The 20,647-nt window shown below is 44.5% G+C and carries 9 protein-coding genes and 2 pseudogenes; 7 read left to right on the top strand and 4 right to left on the bottom strand.

Annotation, left to right across the window (positions count from 1 at the left end; translation table 11 throughout):
- Positions 1-243 precede the first annotated feature (243 nt).
- The 6 genes and pseudogenes from Q0203_RS03630 to mutS all read left to right on the top strand — a co-directional run bounded on the left by Q0203_RS03630 (position 244) and on the right by mutS (position 12,615).
- Positions 244-4,980 carry a S6 family peptidase gene (locus tag Q0203_RS03630; RefSeq protein WP_297929623.1) on the top strand — a complete coding sequence of 1,579 codons (4,737 nt, stop codon included), beginning with the start codon at positions 244-246 and terminating at the stop codon, positions 4,978-4,980.
- Between the two features lie 84 nt (positions 4,981-5,064).
- A complete protein-coding gene (locus Q0203_RS03625) occupies positions 5,065-6,330 on the top strand; it encodes a histidine-type phosphatase (RefSeq protein WP_297929621.1) in 1,266 nt (421 codons plus the stop codon).
- Positions 6,331-6,335: 5 nt separating this feature from the next.
- A pseudogene (locus Q0203_RS03620) lies at positions 6,336-6,700 on the top strand (endonuclease domain-containing protein).
- Positions 6,701-7,240: 540 nt separating this feature from the next.
- Positions 7,241-7,711, top strand: a complete 471-nt coding sequence (locus Q0203_RS03615; RefSeq protein WP_297929619.1) for an OsmC family protein — start codon at positions 7,241-7,243, stop codon at positions 7,709-7,711.
- Between the two features lie 46 nt (positions 7,712-7,757).
- Positions 7,758-9,824, top strand: a complete 2,067-nt coding sequence (gene glyS, locus Q0203_RS03610) for a glycine--tRNA ligase subunit beta (protein ID WP_297929617.1) — start codon at positions 7,758-7,760, stop codon at positions 9,822-9,824.
- 190 nt (positions 9,825-10,014) lie between these two features.
- Entirely contained in the window at positions 10,015-12,615 is a 2,601-nt protein-coding gene (gene mutS, locus Q0203_RS03605) for a DNA mismatch repair protein MutS (RefSeq protein ID WP_297929615.1), read from the top strand.
- A gap of 202 nt (positions 12,616-12,817) precedes the next feature.
- Here the strand turns inward: mutS and rpoH are convergent, their stop codons facing one another.
- Entirely contained in the window at positions 12,818-13,666 is an 849-nt protein-coding gene (gene rpoH / locus Q0203_RS03600; RefSeq protein WP_290521796.1) for an RNA polymerase sigma factor RpoH, read from the bottom strand.
- 286 nt (positions 13,667-13,952) lie between these two features.
- Positions 13,953-15,408 (bottom strand): annotated as a pseudogene (gene brnQ, locus Q0203_RS03595) (branched-chain amino acid transport system II carrier protein).
- Between the two features lie 90 nt (positions 15,409-15,498).
- Between brnQ and pyrG the strand changes: the two are divergent.
- The gene (pyrG, locus tag Q0203_RS03590) at positions 15,499-17,133 is read left to right on the top strand and encodes a glutamine hydrolyzing CTP synthase (protein ID WP_297929611.1); all 1,635 of its coding nucleotides are present in this window, start codon (positions 15,499-15,501) and stop codon (positions 17,131-17,133) included.
- Between the two features lie 142 nt (positions 17,134-17,275).
- Here pyrG and tkt read toward each other — a convergent pair whose 3' ends face one another.
- Both tkt and tal read right to left on the bottom strand, forming a co-directional pair.
- Entirely contained in the window at positions 17,276-19,273 is a 1,998-nt protein-coding gene (gene tkt, locus Q0203_RS03585; protein WP_297929609.1) for a transketolase, read from the bottom strand.
- 129 nt (positions 19,274-19,402) lie between these two features.
- A complete protein-coding gene (tal, locus tag Q0203_RS03580) occupies positions 19,403-20,356 on the bottom strand; it encodes a transaldolase (protein WP_297929607.1) in 954 nt (317 codons plus the stop codon).
- Positions 20,357-20,647 lie beyond the last annotated feature (291 nt).

The following is a 20,647-nucleotide window of genomic DNA, read 5'->3' as shown; positions in this document are numbered from 1 at the left end:
TATGCAGGCTTGCCGGCGTTGTTGTTGGCGGACGGCCGAGTGATTTTGGATGAAACCCAATTAAAAGCGATTTTTGCCTGATTTAAAATGATGCCTAAGTGCGGTCGATTTCAGGCTAGAACTGCTGGATGATTCGTCATTCACGGCTTGTTGTATAAGCGAAACATTTTCTAATCGGCGATGATGCTTTGATGTTCCCCATCATCAGTTAATTTTAACCCTCATTTTATTTGAGCCCATTTTATGCAAAAGACAACTTTCAAACCCAAATTCATCGCTGCGTTTGTCGCATTGAACCTAAGCTCAGTGGCCTTCGCCGGACAAGTTTATTCCGGCGTGGATTATCAATATTTTCGTGATTTTGCCGAGAATAAAGGTAAGTTTACGCCCAGTGCGCAAAATATAGAGGTGGTGAATAAAAAAGGCGAATCTATCGGAACCATGATGCAAAACGCGCCGATGATAGATTTTTCGGTGGTTAGCCGTAATGGTGTGGCAGCACTGGTGGGCGATCAATATATCGTTAGCGTGGCACATAATGTGGGTTATAGTGGTGTTGACTTTGGCATGGAGGGCAGTAACCCCGATCAGCACCGATTCGGTTATAACATCGTTAAACGAAATAATTATAAAAACGACTCCACTCACCCTTACATGACGGACTATCATAACCCTCGTTTAACCAAATTCGTCACAGAAGCTGCGCCGATAGAAATGGTGTCAAAGATGCAGGGCAGCACCTATGGCGATTTAGAAAAGTATCCAATGCGGGTACGAATTGGTAGCGGTCGGCAAGTTGTGCGTGATGCTCAGGACAAGGATACAGAGGTTTCAGGCGCATACCACTACAGAACCGCAGGTAATACGTTTATGCAAGGCTGGGCGAACAATGGTGAGGTCAGTTTAAGCGGTGATGTGCGTTATCCGAATCAATATGGTCCGTTACCCATTTCAGGTTCTGGCGGTGACAGTGGTTCCCCGATGTTTATTTACGATAAAACCGCAGGAAAATGGCTGTTAAACGGCGTATTGCGTAGCGGACACCCTTATGAAGGCAAAGAGAACACCTACCAAATTGCACGTAAGAATTATTTGGATGAAATCATTGCAAGAGATTTGGTCACCGTATTTGAACCAACCGTAGCCTCTTATGACTGGACAGCGGATGACAACGGCAAAGGGAAATTAACTAAAGGCGGTAGTGGTGGCATAGACACTCCGCTTGCCAATTACAGCCTAGCGTCTTCGGGGAGTGATGAAGCCTTTGGATATGGTGGACCAAACCCTTATATGCCGGCACAGCATCACGGTAAGAACATTTACTTTGGAAATCTGGAAAATGGCACAGTAACCCTGAAAAATAATATCGACCAAGGCGCCGGTGGGTTAACTTTCGAAGGGGATTTTGTGGTGCAACCTACTACTGACGAAACCTGGAAAGGTGCCGGTGTTTCAGTGAGCGAAGGCAGTACCGTCACATGGAAGATTAAAAATCCGGCAGGCGATCGCTTATCTAAAATTGGACAAGGCACGTTATTGGTCAATGGCAAAGGTGAAAACCTTGGCGATATTAGCGTGGGAGATGGCCTTGTTGTCTTGAATCAACAAGCAGACGAGCAAAACAAAAAACAAGCCTTTAATCAATTAGGCATTGTGAGCGGTCGCCCAACGGTGAAATTAGAAAGTGACGACCAAGTTAATCCAAACAATATTTATTTTGGCTTTCGTGGCGGTCGTTTAGATCTTAACGGCAATGCACTTACCTTCAACCGCATTCAAAATACCGATGAAGGCGCTCAAATTGTTAACCACAACAAAGATAAAGAAGCCAACGTCACGATTTTAGGCAATGCGAAAATTGATAATGAAAAAGACATTAACGAATCCAAAGCGACAGCGTTTAACGGCTGGTTTGGTGAAACCAATGCGGCACTTCATAACGGTCGATTAAATCTCAACTATCAACCTACACACGCAGACAGCGTCTTTTTATTGTCAGGCGGAACCAACTTAAATGGCGATATTACGCAGGAAAACGGCACGTTAGTCTTTAGCGGACGCCCAACACCTCATGCCTATAATCACTTGAACAAACCGGCGCTCATTGGACGAACACAAGGTGAGGTGGTGCAAGATGATGATTGGTTAAGTCGCACATTCAAAGCCGATAATTTCATCATTAACGGCGGAAGTGCGGTCGTTTCTCGGAATGTTTCTGAGATAAGTGGTAATTGGCAATTAAGCAAAGATGCCAAGGCGACATTCGGCGTGACCGACAAACAGGCAAATTTCATTTGCGCGCGCTCTGACTGGACGGGGCTCACAAAATGCGATAATCAAACCTTGTCGGATAAAGCTTTTCGTAGCATTGAACGGACGAAAATTAAGGGATCGCTCAGTACGTCTGATAGTGCGACTTTACTTGTTCAAGGGCTGGCTGATGTGGTTGGTAGCGTCATGCTAAGTGGATTCAGCCGATATCATTTAACCCATAATGCCACCCAAACCGGTATGCTTCATGTTAATGATCGCGCGGTAGCAACGGTGGACAACGCCACGTTGGCAGGGGATGTATGGCTTTCGGATATTACCACCCTCAACCTTGTGAACACCCGCTTCACTCACCAAATTCGAGGAAGCAAACACACATCGGTGTCGTTGTCAGACAATGCGCACTGGACGTTGCCGGAGAGCACAAGGGTAGGTAATTTAAGCCTTGATAATAGCCAAATTACGTTAAATCCGGATTTTACGACACAAAAGGATAATCAAACGTTTAACACGTTAGAAGTGTTGGGAGATCTTGACGGAAATGGCACCATTAATTACCGCACTTATTTGCAGGAAAATAAAGGCGACCATGTCATTGTACGAGGAAAAGCGGCAGGGAATTTCGTATTAAATGTGCGTAACACCGGTGCAGAACCACAAAACTTGGCACAGCTTAGCTTGTTGGAATTAAATAATCCTGCGCAATCTGACGATGTCAATGTTTCTTTAGCCAATGGCAGTGTGGATGCCGGGGCATACCGCTATGAACTCAGAAATGACGATTTTGATTATCGACTCTACAACCCTAAAAAAGAAAAAGAGCTCGCTGATCAAGAACGCATTGCTGAAGAAAAACGCAAAGCTGAAGAAGCCGCTCGTTTAGCGGAAGAAAAACGTAAAGCTGAAGAAGCTGCTCGCCTAGAGGAAGAAAAACGTAAAGCCGAAGAAGCCGCTCGCCTAGCGGAAGAAAAACGTAAAGCTGAAGAAGCTGATCGCCTAGAGGAAGAAAAACGCAAAGCGGAAGAAGCCGCACGCTTAGCGGAAGAGAAACGTAAAACGGAAGAGGCCGCACGTTTAGCGGAGGAAAAACGCAAAGCGGACGAAGCGGCACGCTTAGCGGAAGAGAAACGTAAAACGGACGAAGCCGCACGCTTAGCGGAAGAAAAGCGTAAAGCCGATGAAGCAGCTCGCTTAGCCGAAGAAAAACGTAAAGCCGATGAAGCCGCTCGTCTAGCGGAAGAGAAACGTAAAGCCGATGAAGCCGCGCGTTTAGCCGAGGAAAAACGTAAAGCCGATGAAGCCGCTCGTCTAGCGGAAGAGAAACGTAAAGCGGACGAAGTGGCACGCCTAGCGGAAGAAGCCGCGCGTTTAGCCGAAGCAAATCGTAAAGCGGGAGAAGCCACGCGTTTAGCCGAAGCAAATCGTAAAGCGGAAGAAGCAGCACGTTTAGCCGAAGAAAATCGTAAAGCGGAAGAAGCCGCGCGCTTAGCGGAAGAAAATCGCAAAGCCGAAGAAGCCGCGCGTTTAGCGGAAGAAAATCGTAAAGCGGAAGAAGCAGCACGTTTAGCGGAAGAAAATCGCAAAGCGGAAGAAGCGGCACGTTTAGCGGAAGAAAAACGCAAAGCCGAAGAGACGGCTCGCTTAGCGGAAGAAAAACGTAAAGCAGATGAAGCGGCACGTTTAGCCGAAGAAAAACGTAAAGCAGATGAAGCGGCACGTTTAGCGGAAGAAAAACGCAAAGCCGAAGAGACGGCTCGCTTAGCGGAAGAAAAACGTAAAGCAGATGAAGCGGCACGTTTAGCTGAGGCAAACCGTAAAGCGGATGTGAAAACGCAACAAAAAGATCTGATTAGCCGTTATTCAAATAGTGCATTATCCGAGTTGTCAGCAAGTGCGAATAATGTGCTGCTCGTTCTCGACGAATTAAATAAACAGCTTGTCGGAGAGAATTTATCTCATGTTTGGGTAAATACAATGCATTCTTCCCGTCGTTATGATGCGAATGAATTCCGTGCTTACAAACAAGAAACGCATTTAACCCAACTGGGCGCACAACACATTGACGATAATTATCGTCTTGGTCTGTTGTTCTCTCATGCCAGAGCAAACAATACCTTTGATGACAATATCGGCAGTAAAAATCGTCTGACCATGTTATCGGCTTTCGGTAAATATGATTTTGCTAATGGCTTGAATGTCTTTGCCGATATGAGCTATGGTTCAAGTGCGGGTGAAATTCGCGGTGAATTGCAAAATGCGGATATCCAACGCCATATTGTGGCATTGGGTGCAGGGGTAGGATACCAACTGAAGTTAGGTAAATTGGCGATCAAACCGAATGCAAGCGTACATCGTTACCATATTTCAAGTGATGATTATCAATACGATCAATCTCGAATTCATACGCCGTCCGCGAATTTTAATGTTTACCAAGCCGGTGTTACGGTGGATTACACCTTTGGCCCATGGGCAGGTGTCATGCTTCGTCCGTCCGTGAGCGTCAATTATGTGGATGCCTCCGATTCCAAGCTTGCGGTACAGGTGAATCAGGTACCATTAATGCAACGTTTTGACCGTTATTGGCAGCAAGAAATCGGTTTAAGTGCCGGTTTCGGCGGCTGGCAGGTTGGCGGTTATGCTGCCCAATCTCGCGGCAAACAGTTGGATAAACAACATCAGTTTGGTTTGAAAGTCGGGTATCGTTGGTAAAGCAATCGAACCAGACAGAAACAAGCACGAAAGATGATACATTGTGCTGTTATCGAGCTATTCTTATTTAGAAAGGTAAAAAAGATGAAAAAAACACCTCAAATTCTGACCGCACTTTTGCTGGGTTCTGCCTTCGCGGGCGGTGTATTTGCCGAGGAACATCGCCCAAATACACCGAGTGCAGAGTATGAACTTGAGAAAGTCTTGATTTTTAGCCGTCATGGATTGCGCTCGCCGGTGGAAAAAGATCCGCAAGAAATGGCAAAATATTCCCCCTATGCTTGGGCGAAATGGGATGTGCCATCTGGTTATCTCACGGCGAAAGGTACCGTGCTAGAAACCTATTTCGGGCAATATTTAGGACAATGGCTGGCAGACAAAGGATTATTAACAACAGAGCGTTGCGCATCGGGTGAAGGTATTTTCGCTTATGCCAATGGGGTACAACGCACTATTGCAACAGGGCAAGCCATTGTGGCTGGCGCATTTGCGGGCTGTAATGTTCAACTGCAACATCACGGTGAAATTGGTTCAGAAAAAGATCCGATTTTTAATACACAAGCGCATAATCCAAGTCAATCCTTGATTGAATCGGCAAAAAATAACGTTGATTTAACCGCTTTACAGCAAAAATTAGCGCCGAATTATGCGCTATTGAGTGAAATCATCGATTACAAAAACTCACCAAACTGCTTACAAAAAGGCGAATGTGATTTAGGTGGAAAAGTCGGTGAATACAGTATTAAAGACGGCAAGTCGGTTAAAATTACTGGTGCTATCAGCACAGGAAAGAAAATAGTTAGTGCATTGTTGCTCGCCCATTATGTGGGCAAACCTGATGCAGAGATCGCCAACGGCCGCGTGGATAGCCAAGAAAAATGGCGTGCAATTAACGAAATTAAAAACGAATATTACCGCACGTTATTTAAAAACAACGAAGCGTTGGCACAAAATGCCTCATATCCGTTGTTAGTATTTATTCAGCAACAGCTAAATAGTGAAAACAAAATTAGCTTGTTGGTTGGACACGATTCCAATATTGTCGCTCTGCTTGCGGCACTAGGTGTTGAGCCTTATGAGTTAGATGATTCATTAGAAAATATCCCAATTGGCGGCAAGTTGCTATTTGAAGTGTGGAAGCACAAACCAAGTGGCAAGCTCAAATTTAAGTTGGATTATGTGTATCAAACTACTGAACAGCTGATTAACATCACGCCACTAAGCTTAGCAACACCACCAAACCAAACAGCCTTAACTCTCAAAGGTTGTGAAAAAGATGAAAATGGCTTTTGTGATTACGAGCGTTTTCAACAGGTGTTGAGTGAAGGGATTGAGAATGGCAAGAAGTAGCTTTCATGCAACCCTATGAAAAATACTTAAAAGAGAATTCGCAAAAATTGCGAGTGGATCAAACGGATGCGGAAAGAAAATTATGGCAACGCATCAATCGAGATCAATTATTAGGTTTTCGATTTAATCGACAAAAGCCACTTTTAAGTTATATCGTTGATTTTTATTGTGCGAAAGCAAAGCTGATTATCGAATTGGACGGTAGTCAGCACTATGAACCTGATTATCAGGAAAAAGATGCATTGCGAGTGCAGAATTAAATTCACTTGGTTTCACTGTGATGCGATTTAGCAATGATGAAGTCATGCGTGAAATTGAAGCGGTAGTCGAGCAGATTTATTTGTTTTTAGAGAATGTAAGGGCGGATTGAGTATGAGCGTTAAGTAGCTCTTCCAAATCTCCCCTACCCCTCTTTGCTAAAGAGGGGGATTTCTTGAGTAAATTGACAGTAGTGGGCTATTTATATTTTAGAATATAAGGGATTGTTGAGTATGAGGTTGGATTAACTTCTGCCAAATCTCCCCTAACCCCTCTTTGCTAAAGAGGGGGATTTCTTGAGTAAATTGACAGTAGCGGGCTATTTATATTTTAGAATATGAGGGATTATTGGGTATTAGGTTGGATTAACGTCTGCCACAAACGCTTGCGTTTGAACGTTGCTTTAGCAACGGCACGAAGTGCGAGCGAAGCGAGTAAATCTCCCCTAACCCCTCTTTGCTAAAGAGGGGTATTCTTTAGTAAATTGATTGTAACTGGCTCATTTACATTTTAATTTCAATAAAGATTAAATCATCTGCTTTCAAAAAACGTTAAAGTAAAACATAGATATTTAACTCTGCAAAGATCCAATCCCCTCTTTAGCAAAGAGGGGTAGGGGAGATTTGGCAGAAGTGACAACGAAGAAAATATAATGAAGCAACATACTTATCAAACTACCGTAGAATGGGTTGGAAATTCAGGGAGAGGCACTTCTTCTTATACCGCGTATGAGCGGGATTTTATTGCTTCGGCACCGAATAAACCTAATATTTTAGGTTCTGCTGATCCTGCTTTTCGTGGTGATAAAACACGTTGGAACCCAGAAGATATGTTATTAGCCTCCATTTCTGCCTGTCATAAATTATGGTATTTACATTTTTGTGCCGTTAATAACATTATTGTGCAAGAATACCGTGATGAAGCAATAGCAATTATGGATGAAGGCAGTTCTGAACAAGCAGGACGTTTTATTTCAGCAACATTAAAACCTCGTATAAGAATTTCAAGTGAGTCGGATGCTGTTAAGGCATTGGCATTACATGAAAATGCGCATCACGCGTGTTTTATTGCAAATTCACTTAATTTTCCAGTGAAATGTGAAGCTATTATTGAAAAAGATTAAATTAAAATAAAATGGTGCCAAGGTGCACCTTACCAGAGAAAACAAAATGACAACCCAAAACTTCCTAGTAGAAATCGGCACGGAAGAGCTGCCACCAAAAGCTCTCAAAACATTAGCGACCTCTTTTGCGGATAACGTTGAAGCGGAATTAAATCAAGCAGGTTTAACCTTCGATAAAATCGAATGGTTTGCAGCGCCGCGTCGTTTAGCGGTGAAAGTGTTGAACTTAGCGACGCAGCAACCAAGCAAAGAGATCGAAAAACGCGGGCCTGCAGTGTCTGCAGCCTTTGATGTAGAAGGTAAACCGACTAAAGCAGCAGAAGGTTGGGCGCGTGGTTGTGGGATTACTGTTGAGCAGGCAGAACGCATTGCGACTGATAAAGGCGAATGGCTTGTTCACCGTGCAAAAATTGAAGGTCAACCGACCAAAAACTTGCTTAACAGCATCGTGGCCAATGCCTTGGCGAAATTGCCAATTCCAAAACCAATGCGTTGGGCAGACAAAAGCGTGCAATTTATCCGTCCGGTTCACACGGTGACTATGCTGTTAGGCGATGAGTTAATCGAAGGCGAAATTTTAGGTGTGGCAAGTGCGCGCACTATTCGTGGTCACCGTTTCTTGGGCGAGAAAGAATTTGAAATTCAACATGCAGACCAATATCCACAATTATTGCGTGAAAAAGGTTCTGTAGTAGCAGATTTCAACGAGCGTAAAGCAGAAATTTTGGCAAAATCTCAAGCAAAAGCGACCGCACTTGGCGGCGTAGCTGACATTGAGGAAAGTTTGCTTGAAGAAGTCACTTCCTTGGTGGAATATCCAAATGTATTGGCAGCAAAATTTGAAGAACGATTCTTAGCGGTGCCGGCGGAAGCCTTGGTTTACACTATGAAAGGCGACCAAAAATATTTCCCGATTTATGATAAAGACGGCAAATTATTACCGCACTTTATTTTCGTCTCGAACATCAACCCGGAAGATCCAACCGCGATTATCGAAGGGAATGAAAAAGTGGTTCGTCCACGTTTAACCGATGCGGAATTCTTCTTCAAAACCGACTTAAAACAAAAACTGGTTGATCGTTTACCACGCTTAGAAACCGTGTTGTTCCAACAACAACTGGGTACATTGAAAGACAAAACTGACCGTATTGAGCAACTGGCAGGCGAAATTGCAAAACAAATTGGCGCAGACGAAGCGAAAGCAAAACGTGCGGGTTTACTGTCAAAATGTGACTTGATGACCAATATGGTGTTTGAATTCACTGACACCCAAGGTGTGATGGGCATGCATTATGCTCGTCATGACGGTGAAGACGAAGAAGTGGCAGTGGCGTTAAATGAACAATATATGCCACGCTTTGCGGGAGATGAGTTACCAAAATCACTTGTGGCAAGTGCGGTTGCTTTAGCGGATAAATTTGACACCTTAACAGGGATCTTCGGTATCGGCCAAGCACCAAAAGGCAGCGCAGACCCATTTGCATTGCGTCGTGCGGCATTAGGTGCATTACGTATTATCGTAGAGAAAAATTTACCACTAGATTTAGAAGATTTAGTGAAAAAATCAGCCGCACTTTTCGGTGATAAACTCACGAATCAAAACGTGGTTGCTGATGTGGTGGACTTCATGCTCGGTCGTTTCCGTGCATGGTATCAAGATGAAGGCATTGCGGTGGATGTGATTCAGGCGGTATTGGCGCGTCGTCCAACCCGTCCTGCTGATTTTGATGCGCGTGTGCGTGCGGTTTCACATTTCCGTACACTTGATTCTGCGGAAGCTTTGGCTGCCGCCAATAAACGCGTGGCGAATATTTTGGCGAAAGCGGAAGGCGACATTGGCGCAATTGATGTGGCGTTATGTGTTGAGCCGGCAGAACAAGAGCTTGCGCAAAGCGTGTTAAGTTTGGCAAAAGAAGTTCAGCCGTTAATCGCACAAGGCGAATACACGGCAGTGTTGGATAAACTCGCCGGCTTGCGTCAACCGGTGGATAATTTCTTTGACAATGTGATGGTGAATTCGGAGGATGCCAAATTGCGTCAAAACCGCCTAGCCATTTTGAACACATTACAAGGTTTATTCTTACAAGTGGCGGATATTTCGTTGTTACAATAACGCCTGTGCTTTATGGCAGAGTTGCCGGTTAAATAGCGTTTTGCCGAATGTTAAGAAACGCTCGCAGAGGCTTGATTCTGCGGGTGTTTTGTTTTCATACGCTTATCGCAAAGCATTATATGCGATTCCGCTGATAACTCGTGGTGTCAGGTGATTTCTTCCCAATTAATCCAACAATAATGCTAACCTTATGATGTCAAAAGAAAATTTCGAACAGCATACGCCGATGATGAAACAATATCTGCAACTCAAAGCAGAGAATCCGGATATTTTGTTATTTTATCGCATGGGCGATTTTTACGAGCTGTTTTACGACGATGCAAAACGCGCCTCCGCACTGTTGGATATTTCACTGACCAAACGCGGACAATCTGCAGGGCAGCCGATTCCTATGGCAGGCGTGCCTTATCACGCGGTTGAAGGCTATTTAGCGAAGTTGGTACAGTTAGGGGAGTCCGTCGCTATTTGCGAACAAATCGGTGATCCGAATACGGCGAAAGGCCCTGTTGAACGCCAAATCGTGCGCATTGTCACGCCGGGCACGGTGAGTGATGAAGCGCTTTTACCGGAACGGCAAGACAACCTCATTGCCGCGGTGTATCAGGAAAACGATCACTTCGGTTTGGCGACCTTAGACATGACATCCGGTCGTTTTCAGCTATGCGAACCGGAATCCAAAGCGGATTTGCAAACGGAATTACAACGCATCGCGCCGGTAGAATTGCTTTATTGTGAGGATTTTGCTGATTTTCACCTCATTGAACACGCTAAGGGTTTGCGTCGTCGCCCTATTTGGGAATTCGAGCTCAAAACGGCCATTCAACAGCTTTGCCATCAATTTAATACCAAAGACTTGCGCGGATTCGGCGTGGAAAAAGCGATTCTGGGCTTATGCGCCGCCGGTTGTTTATTGCAATACGCACGCGAAACGCAACGCACCGCCTTGCCGCATATTCAAAGCGTTCATCTCATTCAACACAGCGAAAATATTCAGTTGGACGCGGCAACCCGTCGCAATTTGGAGCTCACTCAAAATCTGGCCGGCGGTACGGAAAACACGTTGGCGGCCGTGTTGGATAAATGCGTCACCCCAATGGGCAGTCGTTTGCTCAAACGCTGGATTCACCAACCGATTTGCGATGTAGAAAAACTCACGCAACGCCAACAAGCCATTGGGGCGATTTTAGAACAGGATTTAGTGGCGGATTTACAACCTTATTTGCAACAAGTGGGTGATATGGAACGCATTTTGGCGCGCGTGGCTTTACGCACCGCCCGCCCGCGTGATTTAACCCGCTTGCGTACCGCTTTAGAGCAGATTCCTTATATAAAAAATCGGTTGGCTGAAAAAACATCCGCCAAAATGACCGCACTTTACCAACAACTGGGCGATTTTTCAGCCCAATTTGACCTGTTACAACGAGCGATTATTGACAGCCCACCTGTGTTAATTCGTGATGGCGGTGTCATTGCGGCAGGCTACAATGCCGAATTGGATGAGTGGCGTGAATTAGCCGATGGTGCCACCCGTTATTTGGAAGATCTGGAACAGCGGGAACGGGAAAACACCGGCATTGATACCTTAAAAATAGGCTTCAATGCCGTGCACGGTTATTACATTCAAATTAGCCAGGGGCAAGCTCATAAGGCGCCGATTCATTATGTACGTCGTCAAACCTTAAAAAATGCCGAACGTTATATCATTCCTGAATTGAAAACCTATGAAGATAAGGTGCTGAAAGCAAAAGGGGCTTCTTTGGCGCTGGAAAAACAGTTATACGATGAAATTTTCGACCAATTATTACCGCACTTGGGTGACTTACAGCTCGCCGGTTTGGCATTAGCCGAATTGGATGTGCTCACCAATTTAGCGGAGCGGGCGGAAAGCCTGAATTATGTGGCGCCGACCTTCTCGGCACAAACGGGCATTCATATTCAGAACGGCCGTCACCCTGTGGTGGAGCAAGTGTTGAAGGAACCGTTTATTGCCAATCCAACAGAACTTACGGAACAGCAACATTTTCTCATTATCACCGGCCCGAACATGGGCGGTAAAAGTACCTATATGCGCCAAACGGCGCTGATTACCTTAATGGCGTACATGGGCAGTTTCGTACCGGCAGACAGTGCCGTCATTGGTCCTGTTGATCGTATTTTTACCCGTATCGGCGCTTCTGATGATCTCGCTTCAGGGCGTTCAACCTTCATGGTGGAAATGACGGAAATGGCGAATATTCTGCATCAAGCGACAGACAAAAGTTTGGTGTTAATTGATGAAATCGGCCGTGGAACCTCCACTTACGACGGTTTGTCCCTCGCTTGGGCTTGCGCTGAATGGTTAGCGAAGAAAATCCGTTCTTTAACCTTATTCGCCACCCACTATTTTGAGCTCACCGTACTGCCGGAACAGGTACAAGGTATCGGCAATATTCATTTAGATGCCATTGAGCATAATGACACCATTGCTTTCATGCACGCCGTACAAAAAGGTGCTGCCAGTAAAAGTTACGGTCTTGCGGTCGCTGCCTTGGCAGGTGTACCACAACAAGTCATCAAGCTTGCCAAACAAAAACTGGCGCAATTAGAAAAACTGTCACAGCAAAACGCCAACCAACAGATTCAGGATCTTCGTTTATTAAATCAACGCCAAGGTGAATTAGCATTTGATCAGGCAGAAGATGAAAATAAGGAGATGTTATTGAATATGTTACAAGAATTAGATCCGGATGAATTAAGTCCAAAACAGGCATTGGCCTATTTGTATCAGTTAAAGAAAATGGTGAAAGGGTGATGTTATTGATTTTCGAATAAATCGGTCATTTTCATCTTAAAGTGCGGTCACAAAATACAACGGATTTTGAGCGTTGGTTTTGTCAAAGGCGCCATTAAAGCAAATAACCGAACTCAATTCGATTGTGAGTAATTTCTGCGATATTTTCATTGAGAACCCAATAAAAAACCGACATGGCTGTCGGTTTTTTGATATCGGTAAATTAGACACTTATTGCGGTTTTTAATTTTTTCAGTGCGTTGGTTTCGAGCTGACGAACACGTTCGGCAGAAATATTGTATTTTGCTGCCAAATCTTGCAACGTCGCTTTGGTTTCATCCAACCAACGTGCTTTGATAATGTCTTGACTACGAGCATCCAAATTATCCAAAGCGACAGCAAGTCGGTCGGTAGCTTGTGCTTCGTAGTTTTCATTTTCTAATTCCGCTGCAAAATTGGAGCTTTTATCTTCCAAGTATAATGCCGGTGCATAGGTTTCTTCATCATGATCATCGGTTGGTAAATCAAAGGTGACATCCGCCCCGGTCATGCGCGATTCCATTTCCACCACATCTTGCGGAGAAACGCCTAACTCATTGGCTACCATGTCCACTTCGTTTTCATTAAACCAACCTAAGCGTTGTTTTGTTTTGCGTAGATTAAAGAACAACTTACGTTGTGCTTTGGTCGTTGCGACTTTCACAATACGCCAGTTACGCAAAACGTATTCGTGAATTTCCGCTTTGATCCAATGCACCGCAAAAGACACTAAGCGAACACCGACCTCCGGGTTAAAACGCTTAACCGCTTTCATTAAACCGATATTGCCTTCTTGAATTAAATCCGCTTGTGGCAAGCCATAACCGGAATAGCCACGGGCAACATGGATAACGAAGCGTAAGTGAGATAACACGAGTTTTTTTGCCGCTTCAATATCTTCGTGGTAATACAAACGTTCCGCGAGTTCCTTTTCTTCTTCCGCCGTTAACATCGGGTATTCGTTCGCTGCGCGAATATAGGCTTCTAAGCTTCCTTGGGGAACTAACATCATGGTTTGAGTTTCTTTATCCATCATCTTCCTTCTTACTTACATCACCAAGCTTGATTAAGCTCAGTTATAACATAATTCATCAGAATTTCAATCGGTTTGGACGATTGAATTCTATCATTTCACGGTTACTATGACCTATTTTTAGCCTAAAAGTTCTTTTATTTGTTAAAAAAGTGCGGTCACAAAATCCAACAGATTTTGAACGTTGGCTTTACCAATGGCTCCATTGGGGCAACAATCGAACTTGATTCGATTGTGAGTAATTTTTTGCCTGTATTTTCTTTATTTACGCTTACTGAAAAAAGAGTTACGCAGCACATTTTTTACCAACCAACATGGTTAAGAACATCACGACTAACGCCGGCACTAACCACGCCAAACCATTATCATATAATGGGAAATTGCCAAGAAATTGTTTCACGCTGTCAGACAATAATCCCACGTTATTTAAGCTGTCGCACAGACTAAAACACACGGTGACCGCAATCGTGGCGTTATAGGTTAATTTTACGCATGGTAATTTAGCACGGACGAACTGCAACACTACCAACATGATTGCCACCGGATAAATTAATAACAATGCAGGAATCGTCACTTGTAATAATTTCGTTAAGCCGTTTTCGGAAATGATGGTCGTCATGACAGTAAACACCACCACCCAGAAAGAATATGGCAAGCGGTTGGAGAATTTAGCGAAATAGTAAGCACAAGCACTGGTCACGCCCACTAAGGTGGTTAAACTTGCTAAGAAGATGATACCGGACATAATCCAAGAACCTTCTTTACCGAATAACACGTTCACATAACGAGAAAAAATTTGACCGCCGTTGCTGACGCCTTGCGCCACTTGGTCACTGGTCGCACCAAGATAGAAAAGGGAGAAATAAAGTGCGGCTAATAAAACCACTGAAATGCCACCGGCGGATATGGTGTAACGCATGATTTTTTGCGGTTCAGTGATATTTTTTGCACTTAACGCACGAGCCACAATGCCACCGAAAGCAATCGCTGCTAAAACGTCCATGGTTTGGTAACCGCTAATTAAACCGGTGGTCAATGCTGAACTGTCCGCATAGCTTTTGCTTGGCGCGACAATATCCGACAAGGGAGAGATAAAGACGGTTACGGTCACTACCACTAACAACACCAATAAGGCTGGGGTCATAAATTTGCCTACGCTGGAAATAATGGTGTTCGGTTTCAGCATAAATAGCATGGCGATAATGTTAAAGACTACCGCAAAAATCAGATGATTTACTGACGTGTCTGCCACTATATCAAGTGGTACAAACGCCATTTCGTATGCGACGTTGGTAATGCGTGGCATCGCAAACGTAGAACCGATGACCAAATACAACGTGGCTAAAAATAAGACCTCTGCCCATTTAGGAAGGTCGCGGGTGAGTTCTTCGCCACGACCTAAGACAGACACCACAACCAGCGTGATAAACGGCATTAATACGCCGGTGAGCACAAATCCCAAGGCGGCGGTTGCCCAATGTTGCCCTGCCGTGTAGCCTTCCATCGGCGGAAAAATAATGTTTCCTGCGCCTAAAAACAGGGCGAAAATCATCATGCCTAAAACAAGAATATCTTTGCGTGAAAACATAATCGTTTCTCTTCAGTAATAAAATAAAGACGCATTTCGGATTCTACTATAAAAGCCCGATTATTCGTAACGAAACGATGAAAAAACACATAAAAAACATTGTATTATTTGACCGCACTTTTCCTGTAATTCTCCGTTCGGCAATTGAGTTCATTCTGCCTTTGTTGTAAACTACGCTCCCGTCTTGATAGATTATATTTATCCTAATTTTCCATCCACCCCAATAGCAACAAATAGGTTTCTTATGGCTACCAATTATATTTTCGTCACAGGCGGCGTAGTTTCTTCGCTTGGTAAAGGCATTGCAGCGGCATCACTTGCGGCAATCTTAGAGGCGCGTGGTTTGAACGTCACGATCATGAAACTTGACCCTTATATCAATGTCGATCCGGGCACCATGAGCCCAACCCAGCACGGTGAAGTTTTCGTGACCCAAGACGGTGCAGAAACCGATTTGGATTTAGGTCACTATGAGCGTTTTATTCGCACCAAAATGACCAAGCGTAATAACTTCACCACCGGTAAAATCTATTCCGAAGTGTTACGCAAAGAGCGTCGCGGTGACTATCTCGGCGCAACCATTCAAGTAATTCCACACATTACCAACGAAATCAAAGCGCGCGTGATTGATGGCGCCGCAGGGCATGATGTAGCTATCGTAGAAGTAGGTGGCACAGTGGGCGATATTGAATCCCTCCCGTTCTTGGAAGCTTTGCGCCAACTTGCCGTACAAGTGGGACGTGAACGCACGATTTTCATGCACCTAACGCTTGTGCCTTACATTCCGACCGCCGGCGAAGTCAAAACCAAACCGACACAGCATTCCGTGAAAGAATTGTTGTCTATCGGCATTCAACCGGACGTGCTGATTTGCCGTTCCGACCGCATGATTCCGCCAAATGAACGCGCCAAAATTGCGTTATTCTGTAACGTGCCGGAACGCGCGGTGATTTCTCTGAAAGATGTATCTTCCATTTACCAAATCCCAGCGCTCTTGAAATCTCAAGGCTTGGACGATTTTATTTGCAATCGCTTCCACTTAACTTGCCCGGAAGCCGATTTATCCGAATGGGAACAAGTGTTGTATCAACAAGCCAACCCGACAGGCGAAGTTACTATCGGAATGGTGGGTAAATACACCGAATTGCCGGATGCGTATAAATCCGTGAACGAAGCCCTAAAACACGCCGGTTTAAAAAATCGCTTGAGCGTAAATATTAAATACATCGACTCACAAGATGTGGAAACCAAAGGCGTTGACATCTTAAAAGGCTTAGACGGTATTTTAGTGCCGGGCGGCTTCGGCTATCGCGGTGTCGAAGGCAAAATCCTCACCGCTAAATATGCGCGTGAAAACAATATTCCGTATTTAGGTATTTGCTTAGGGATGCAAGTGGCGCTCATCGAGTTCGCTCGTCATGTTGCCGGCATGAGCCATGCAAACTCTTCCGAATTTGACCGCACTTGTGAACAACCGGTAGTCGGGTTAATCACCGAATGGCAAGATGCTGACGGTAATAAAGAAGTCCGTAGTGATGAATCCGATTTGGGTGGCACCATGCGTCTTGGGGCACAAAAATGTCATTTAATTGAAGGCAGCTTAGCACGCAAATTATATGGTGCCGAAACCATTGAAGAACGTCATCGTCACCGTTACGAAGTCAATAATGTCTTGCTTCCACAAATCGAAAAAGCCGGCTTAAAAGTGACCGGTTTATCCGCCGATAAAAAACTGGTGGAAATCATTGAAGTGCCGAATCACCCTTGGTTTGTTGCTTGCCAATTCCACCCGGAATTCACGTCCACGCCACGTGATGGGCATCCATTATTCGAAGGCTTTGTAAAAGCGGCAAAAGAGAATCAGAAAAAATCTGATTAGTGGTTTTTTAGAACATAAGAAAAAAGGCAGGGTAACCTGCCTTTGTGCTTTCTATGATGGATTTAAAATGCCAAGAAACAACAGAAAAAAGCCGAACAGTGATTTTGCTGTTCGGCCTGTTGTTTTAAAGTGCGGTTTGAAATTAAAGAATTTCTTTCGCTTTAGCGACCACGTTATCTACCGTGAAACCAAAGAGTTTGAACAATTGGTCTGCCGGTGCGGATTCACCGAAGCTGTGCATACCAACGATACGACCATTGAAACCAACATATTTGTACCAGAAGTCGGCAATGCCCGCTTCAACAGCCACACGTTTAGTTATCGCACTTGGCAATACGGCTTCGCGATAAGCTTCATCTTGTTTGTCGAACACATTCGTACTTGGCATAGAAACCACACGGATTTTTTTGCCTTCTGCGGTTAATTGTTCTGCGGCTTTCACGGCCAATTCCACTTCAGAACCGGTCGCAATGAAAATCAGATCCGGCGTGCCGGTGCAGTCTTTTAATACATAAGCACCGCGCGTCACGTTAGCTAATTGCTCAGAAGTGCGGTCCATTTGTGCCAAGTTTTGACGGGTGAAAATCAATGCGCTTGGGCCATCGGTTCTTTCAATCGCCGCTTTCCAAGCAATCGCCGATTCCACTTGGTCGCAAGGGCGCCATGTGTTCAAGTTAGGGATTAAACGCAATGCAGAGGTTTGTTCAACCGGTTGATGGGTTGGACCGTCTTCGCCTAAACCGATGGAATCATGGGTGAACACGAATAAGCTGCGTTGTTTCATTAATGCCGCCATGCGAATCGCGTTGTGAGCGTATTCCATGAACATGAGGAACGTTGCGCCATAAGGGATGAAACCGCCATGAAGCGCGATACCATTCATGATTGCCGCCATACCGAACTCGCGTACGCCGTAGTTGAGGTAGTTACCATCTACGTTTTGAGTTGCGCGAATCGGTTTAGAACCGGACCAAAGGGTCAAGTTGGAGCTTGCCAAGTCGGCAGAACCACCAAGTAATTCCGGTAACACTTTTGCATAAGCTTCAATAGCATTTTGTGAGGCTTTGCGGCTTGCAATGCTTGCCGGGTTCGCTTGTAAATGGTCAATGAACGCTTGAGATTCTTTTGCCCAATCTGCCGGCAATTTTTTCTCAATACGACGGGTAAATTCAGCGGCTAATTCCGGATAGGCTTTCGCATAAGCAGCGAATTTTTCATGCCAGGCTTTTTCTAACTCTGCGCCTTTTGCTTTCGCATCCCATTGTGCATAAATATCGGCTGGGATCTCAAACGGTGCGTAATCCCAGTTTAGTGCTTCACGGGTTAATGCGATTTCTTCATCACCTAATGGTGCGCCGTGGCAATCGTGAGAGTTGGATTTATTCGGAGAACCGAAACCGATAATGGTTTTACAAATAATTAAGGTCGGTTTATTGGTTTCCGCTTGCGCTTGTTTAATCGCCTCAATGATTTGTGCCGGATTGTGACCATCCACTGCCGGAATCACTTGCCAGCCGTAAGCTTCAAAGCGTTTTTGTGTGTCATCAGTAAACCAACCGTCAACATGACCATCGATAGAAATGTTATTGTCATCGTAGAAGGCAATTAATTTACCTAAGCCTAAAGTCCCCGCTAAAGAACAAGCCTCGTGGGAAATCCCTTCCATTAAACAGCCATCGCCCAAGAAAACATAGGTGTGGTGATCCACGATGTTATGACCGTCACGGTTAAATTGACCCGCTAACGTTTTCTCTGCAATCGCCATACCGACTGCGTTGGTGATGCCTTGACCTAGTGGGCCTGTAGTGGTTTCAACGCCCGGTGTGTAACCAAATTCAGGGTGTCCCGGAGTTTTGGAATGTAATTGACGGAATTGTTTTAAATCTTCAATAGATACATCGTAACCGCTTAAATGCAACAAGCTGTAAATCAGCATGGAACCGTGGCCGTTAGATAGCACGAAACGGTCGCGGTTAGCCCATTGCGGGTTAGTTGGGTTGTGATGTAAAAAATCACGCCATAATACTTCTGCGATATCCGCCATGCCCATCGGTGCGCCCGGGTGACCGGATTTGGCTTTTTGCACCGAATCCATACTTAAAAAGCGAATGGCATTGGCGAGTTGTTGACGAGTTGACATTGTGCCTCCTGATTGAGATAAATTGACAAAATAGGGTGTGCTCATAAAAAAGTGCGGTCAGATTTTTCGGCGTTTTTAAACACGGAAAATTTCCACCGCACTTTTGCTTAATACATAACTAAGAAACCATTACCATTTAGACAGTAACATCTCTTCTAATTTACCTTGGTCAACAGCAAATTTACGAATACCCTCGGCCAGTTTTTCCACTGCCATGGCATCGCTGTTATGCTGCCAATAGAATTCCGCTTCGGTTAATGGTTGCGGTTTGGCTTGTACTTCGCCTTGGAAACCCAGTTTTCTCACCACGGCATCTGGGGTTTCATGTAAGGTTTTCAACAACGGCGGAGCAATAGTTAAACGGTCACAGCCGGCTAATTCAATGATTTCGCCTACATTACGGAAACTTGCGCCCATCACTACCGTTTTGTAGCCATATTGTTTGTAGTAATTGTAAATTTTGGTCACAGAAATCACGCCCGGATCTTCTGCCGGTGCGTATTCTTTTTTATCGGTATTGGCTTTGTACCAGTCTAAAATACGGCCCACAAATGGCGAAATCAAATAAACGCCCGCTTCTGCACAAGCACGTGCTTGCGCTTCGGAGAATAATAATGTCAGGTTACAGTTGATACCTTCTTTTTCTAGGATTTCCGCTGCACGGATACCTTGCCATGTAGAGGCGATTTTAATCAAAATACGATTTTTATTAATGCCTGCCGCTTCATATAGCGCAATCAGTTTTCTTGCTTTTGTAACGGTCGCCTCGGTGTCATAAGAAAGACGCGCATCCACTTCCGTAGAAACGCGGCCAGGGACTAATTTTAAGATTTCCAAACCAATGTTGACCGCCAATTTATCTTCTGCATCAACAAGTTGCTGTGCTTTATCCTGACTTTGTTGTTTACCGTAAGCAATTGCTTCATCAATCAACGCCGCATATTGTGGTAGCGCCGCTGCACTCAGAATCAAAGATGGATTCGTCGTGGCATCTTCAGGTTTATATTGACGAATGGCATCAATGTCACCGGTATCGGCAACAACAACGGTAAGTTCGCGAAGAGAATCTAACTGGTTAGTCATAATGTATTCCTTATGTATTCCTTTAATTGGAGGATGGGAAACGAGTTGAATCGTTAAGAAAGCTATGTTTTATTCATAGCAGAAATCGTTAAAAAATATAACCGCACTTGTTATAGAAAGCAACTCTTAAAAAGCGTGTTCATAATAATGAAATCAATAGGTTTCGTCTTTAAGAACAGGTTGGATACTAAGGATCGCTGAGGTAAAGAATGTTGTTAATTTGATTAAATTATCTTCAATCAAAACAAAAAATGAAAAAAAAGCTAAAAAGGGGTTGCGTGGTGATAAAAA

It is taken from the genome of uncultured Aggregatibacter sp. (assembly GCF_938046485.1).
Lineage (GTDB): Bacteria > Pseudomonadota > Gammaproteobacteria > Enterobacterales > Pasteurellaceae > Aggregatibacter.
The sequence above is the reverse complement of the archived record's forward strand: the minus strand, read 5'-3'. Positions and strand labels throughout refer to the sequence as shown.

What these genes read in the sequence shown, in the direction of transcription:
- Q0203_RS03630 (WP_297929623.1), top strand. Translation starts at nt 244, where the DNA reads ATGCAAAAGACAACTTTCAAACCCAAATTCATCGCTGCGTTTGTCGCA.
- Q0203_RS03625 (WP_297929621.1), top strand. Translation starts at nt 5,065, where the DNA reads ATGAAAAAAACACCTCAAATTCTGACCGCACTTTTGCTGGGTTCTGCC.
- Q0203_RS03615 (WP_297929619.1), top strand. Translation starts at nt 7,241, where the DNA reads ATGAAGCAACATACTTATCAAACTACCGTAGAATGGGTTGGAAATTCA.
- glyS (WP_297929617.1), top strand. Translation starts at nt 7,758, where the DNA reads ATGACAACCCAAAACTTCCTAGTAGAAATCGGCACGGAAGAGCTGCCA.
- mutS (WP_297929615.1), top strand. Translation starts at nt 10,015, where the DNA reads ATGATGTCAAAAGAAAATTTCGAACAGCATACGCCGATGATGAAACAA.
- rpoH (WP_290521796.1), bottom strand. Translation starts at nt 13,666, where the DNA reads ATGGATAAAGAAACTCAAACCATGATGTTAGTTCCCCAAGGAAGCTTA.
- pyrG (WP_297929611.1), top strand. Translation starts at nt 15,499, where the DNA reads ATGGCTACCAATTATATTTTCGTCACAGGCGGCGTAGTTTCTTCGCTT.
- tkt (WP_297929609.1), bottom strand. Translation starts at nt 19,273, where the DNA reads ATGTCAACTCGTCAACAACTCGCCAATGCCATTCGCTTTTTAAGTATG.
- tal (WP_297929607.1), bottom strand. Translation starts at nt 20,356, where the DNA reads ATGACTAACCAGTTAGATTCTCTTCGCGAACTTACCGTTGTTGTTGCC.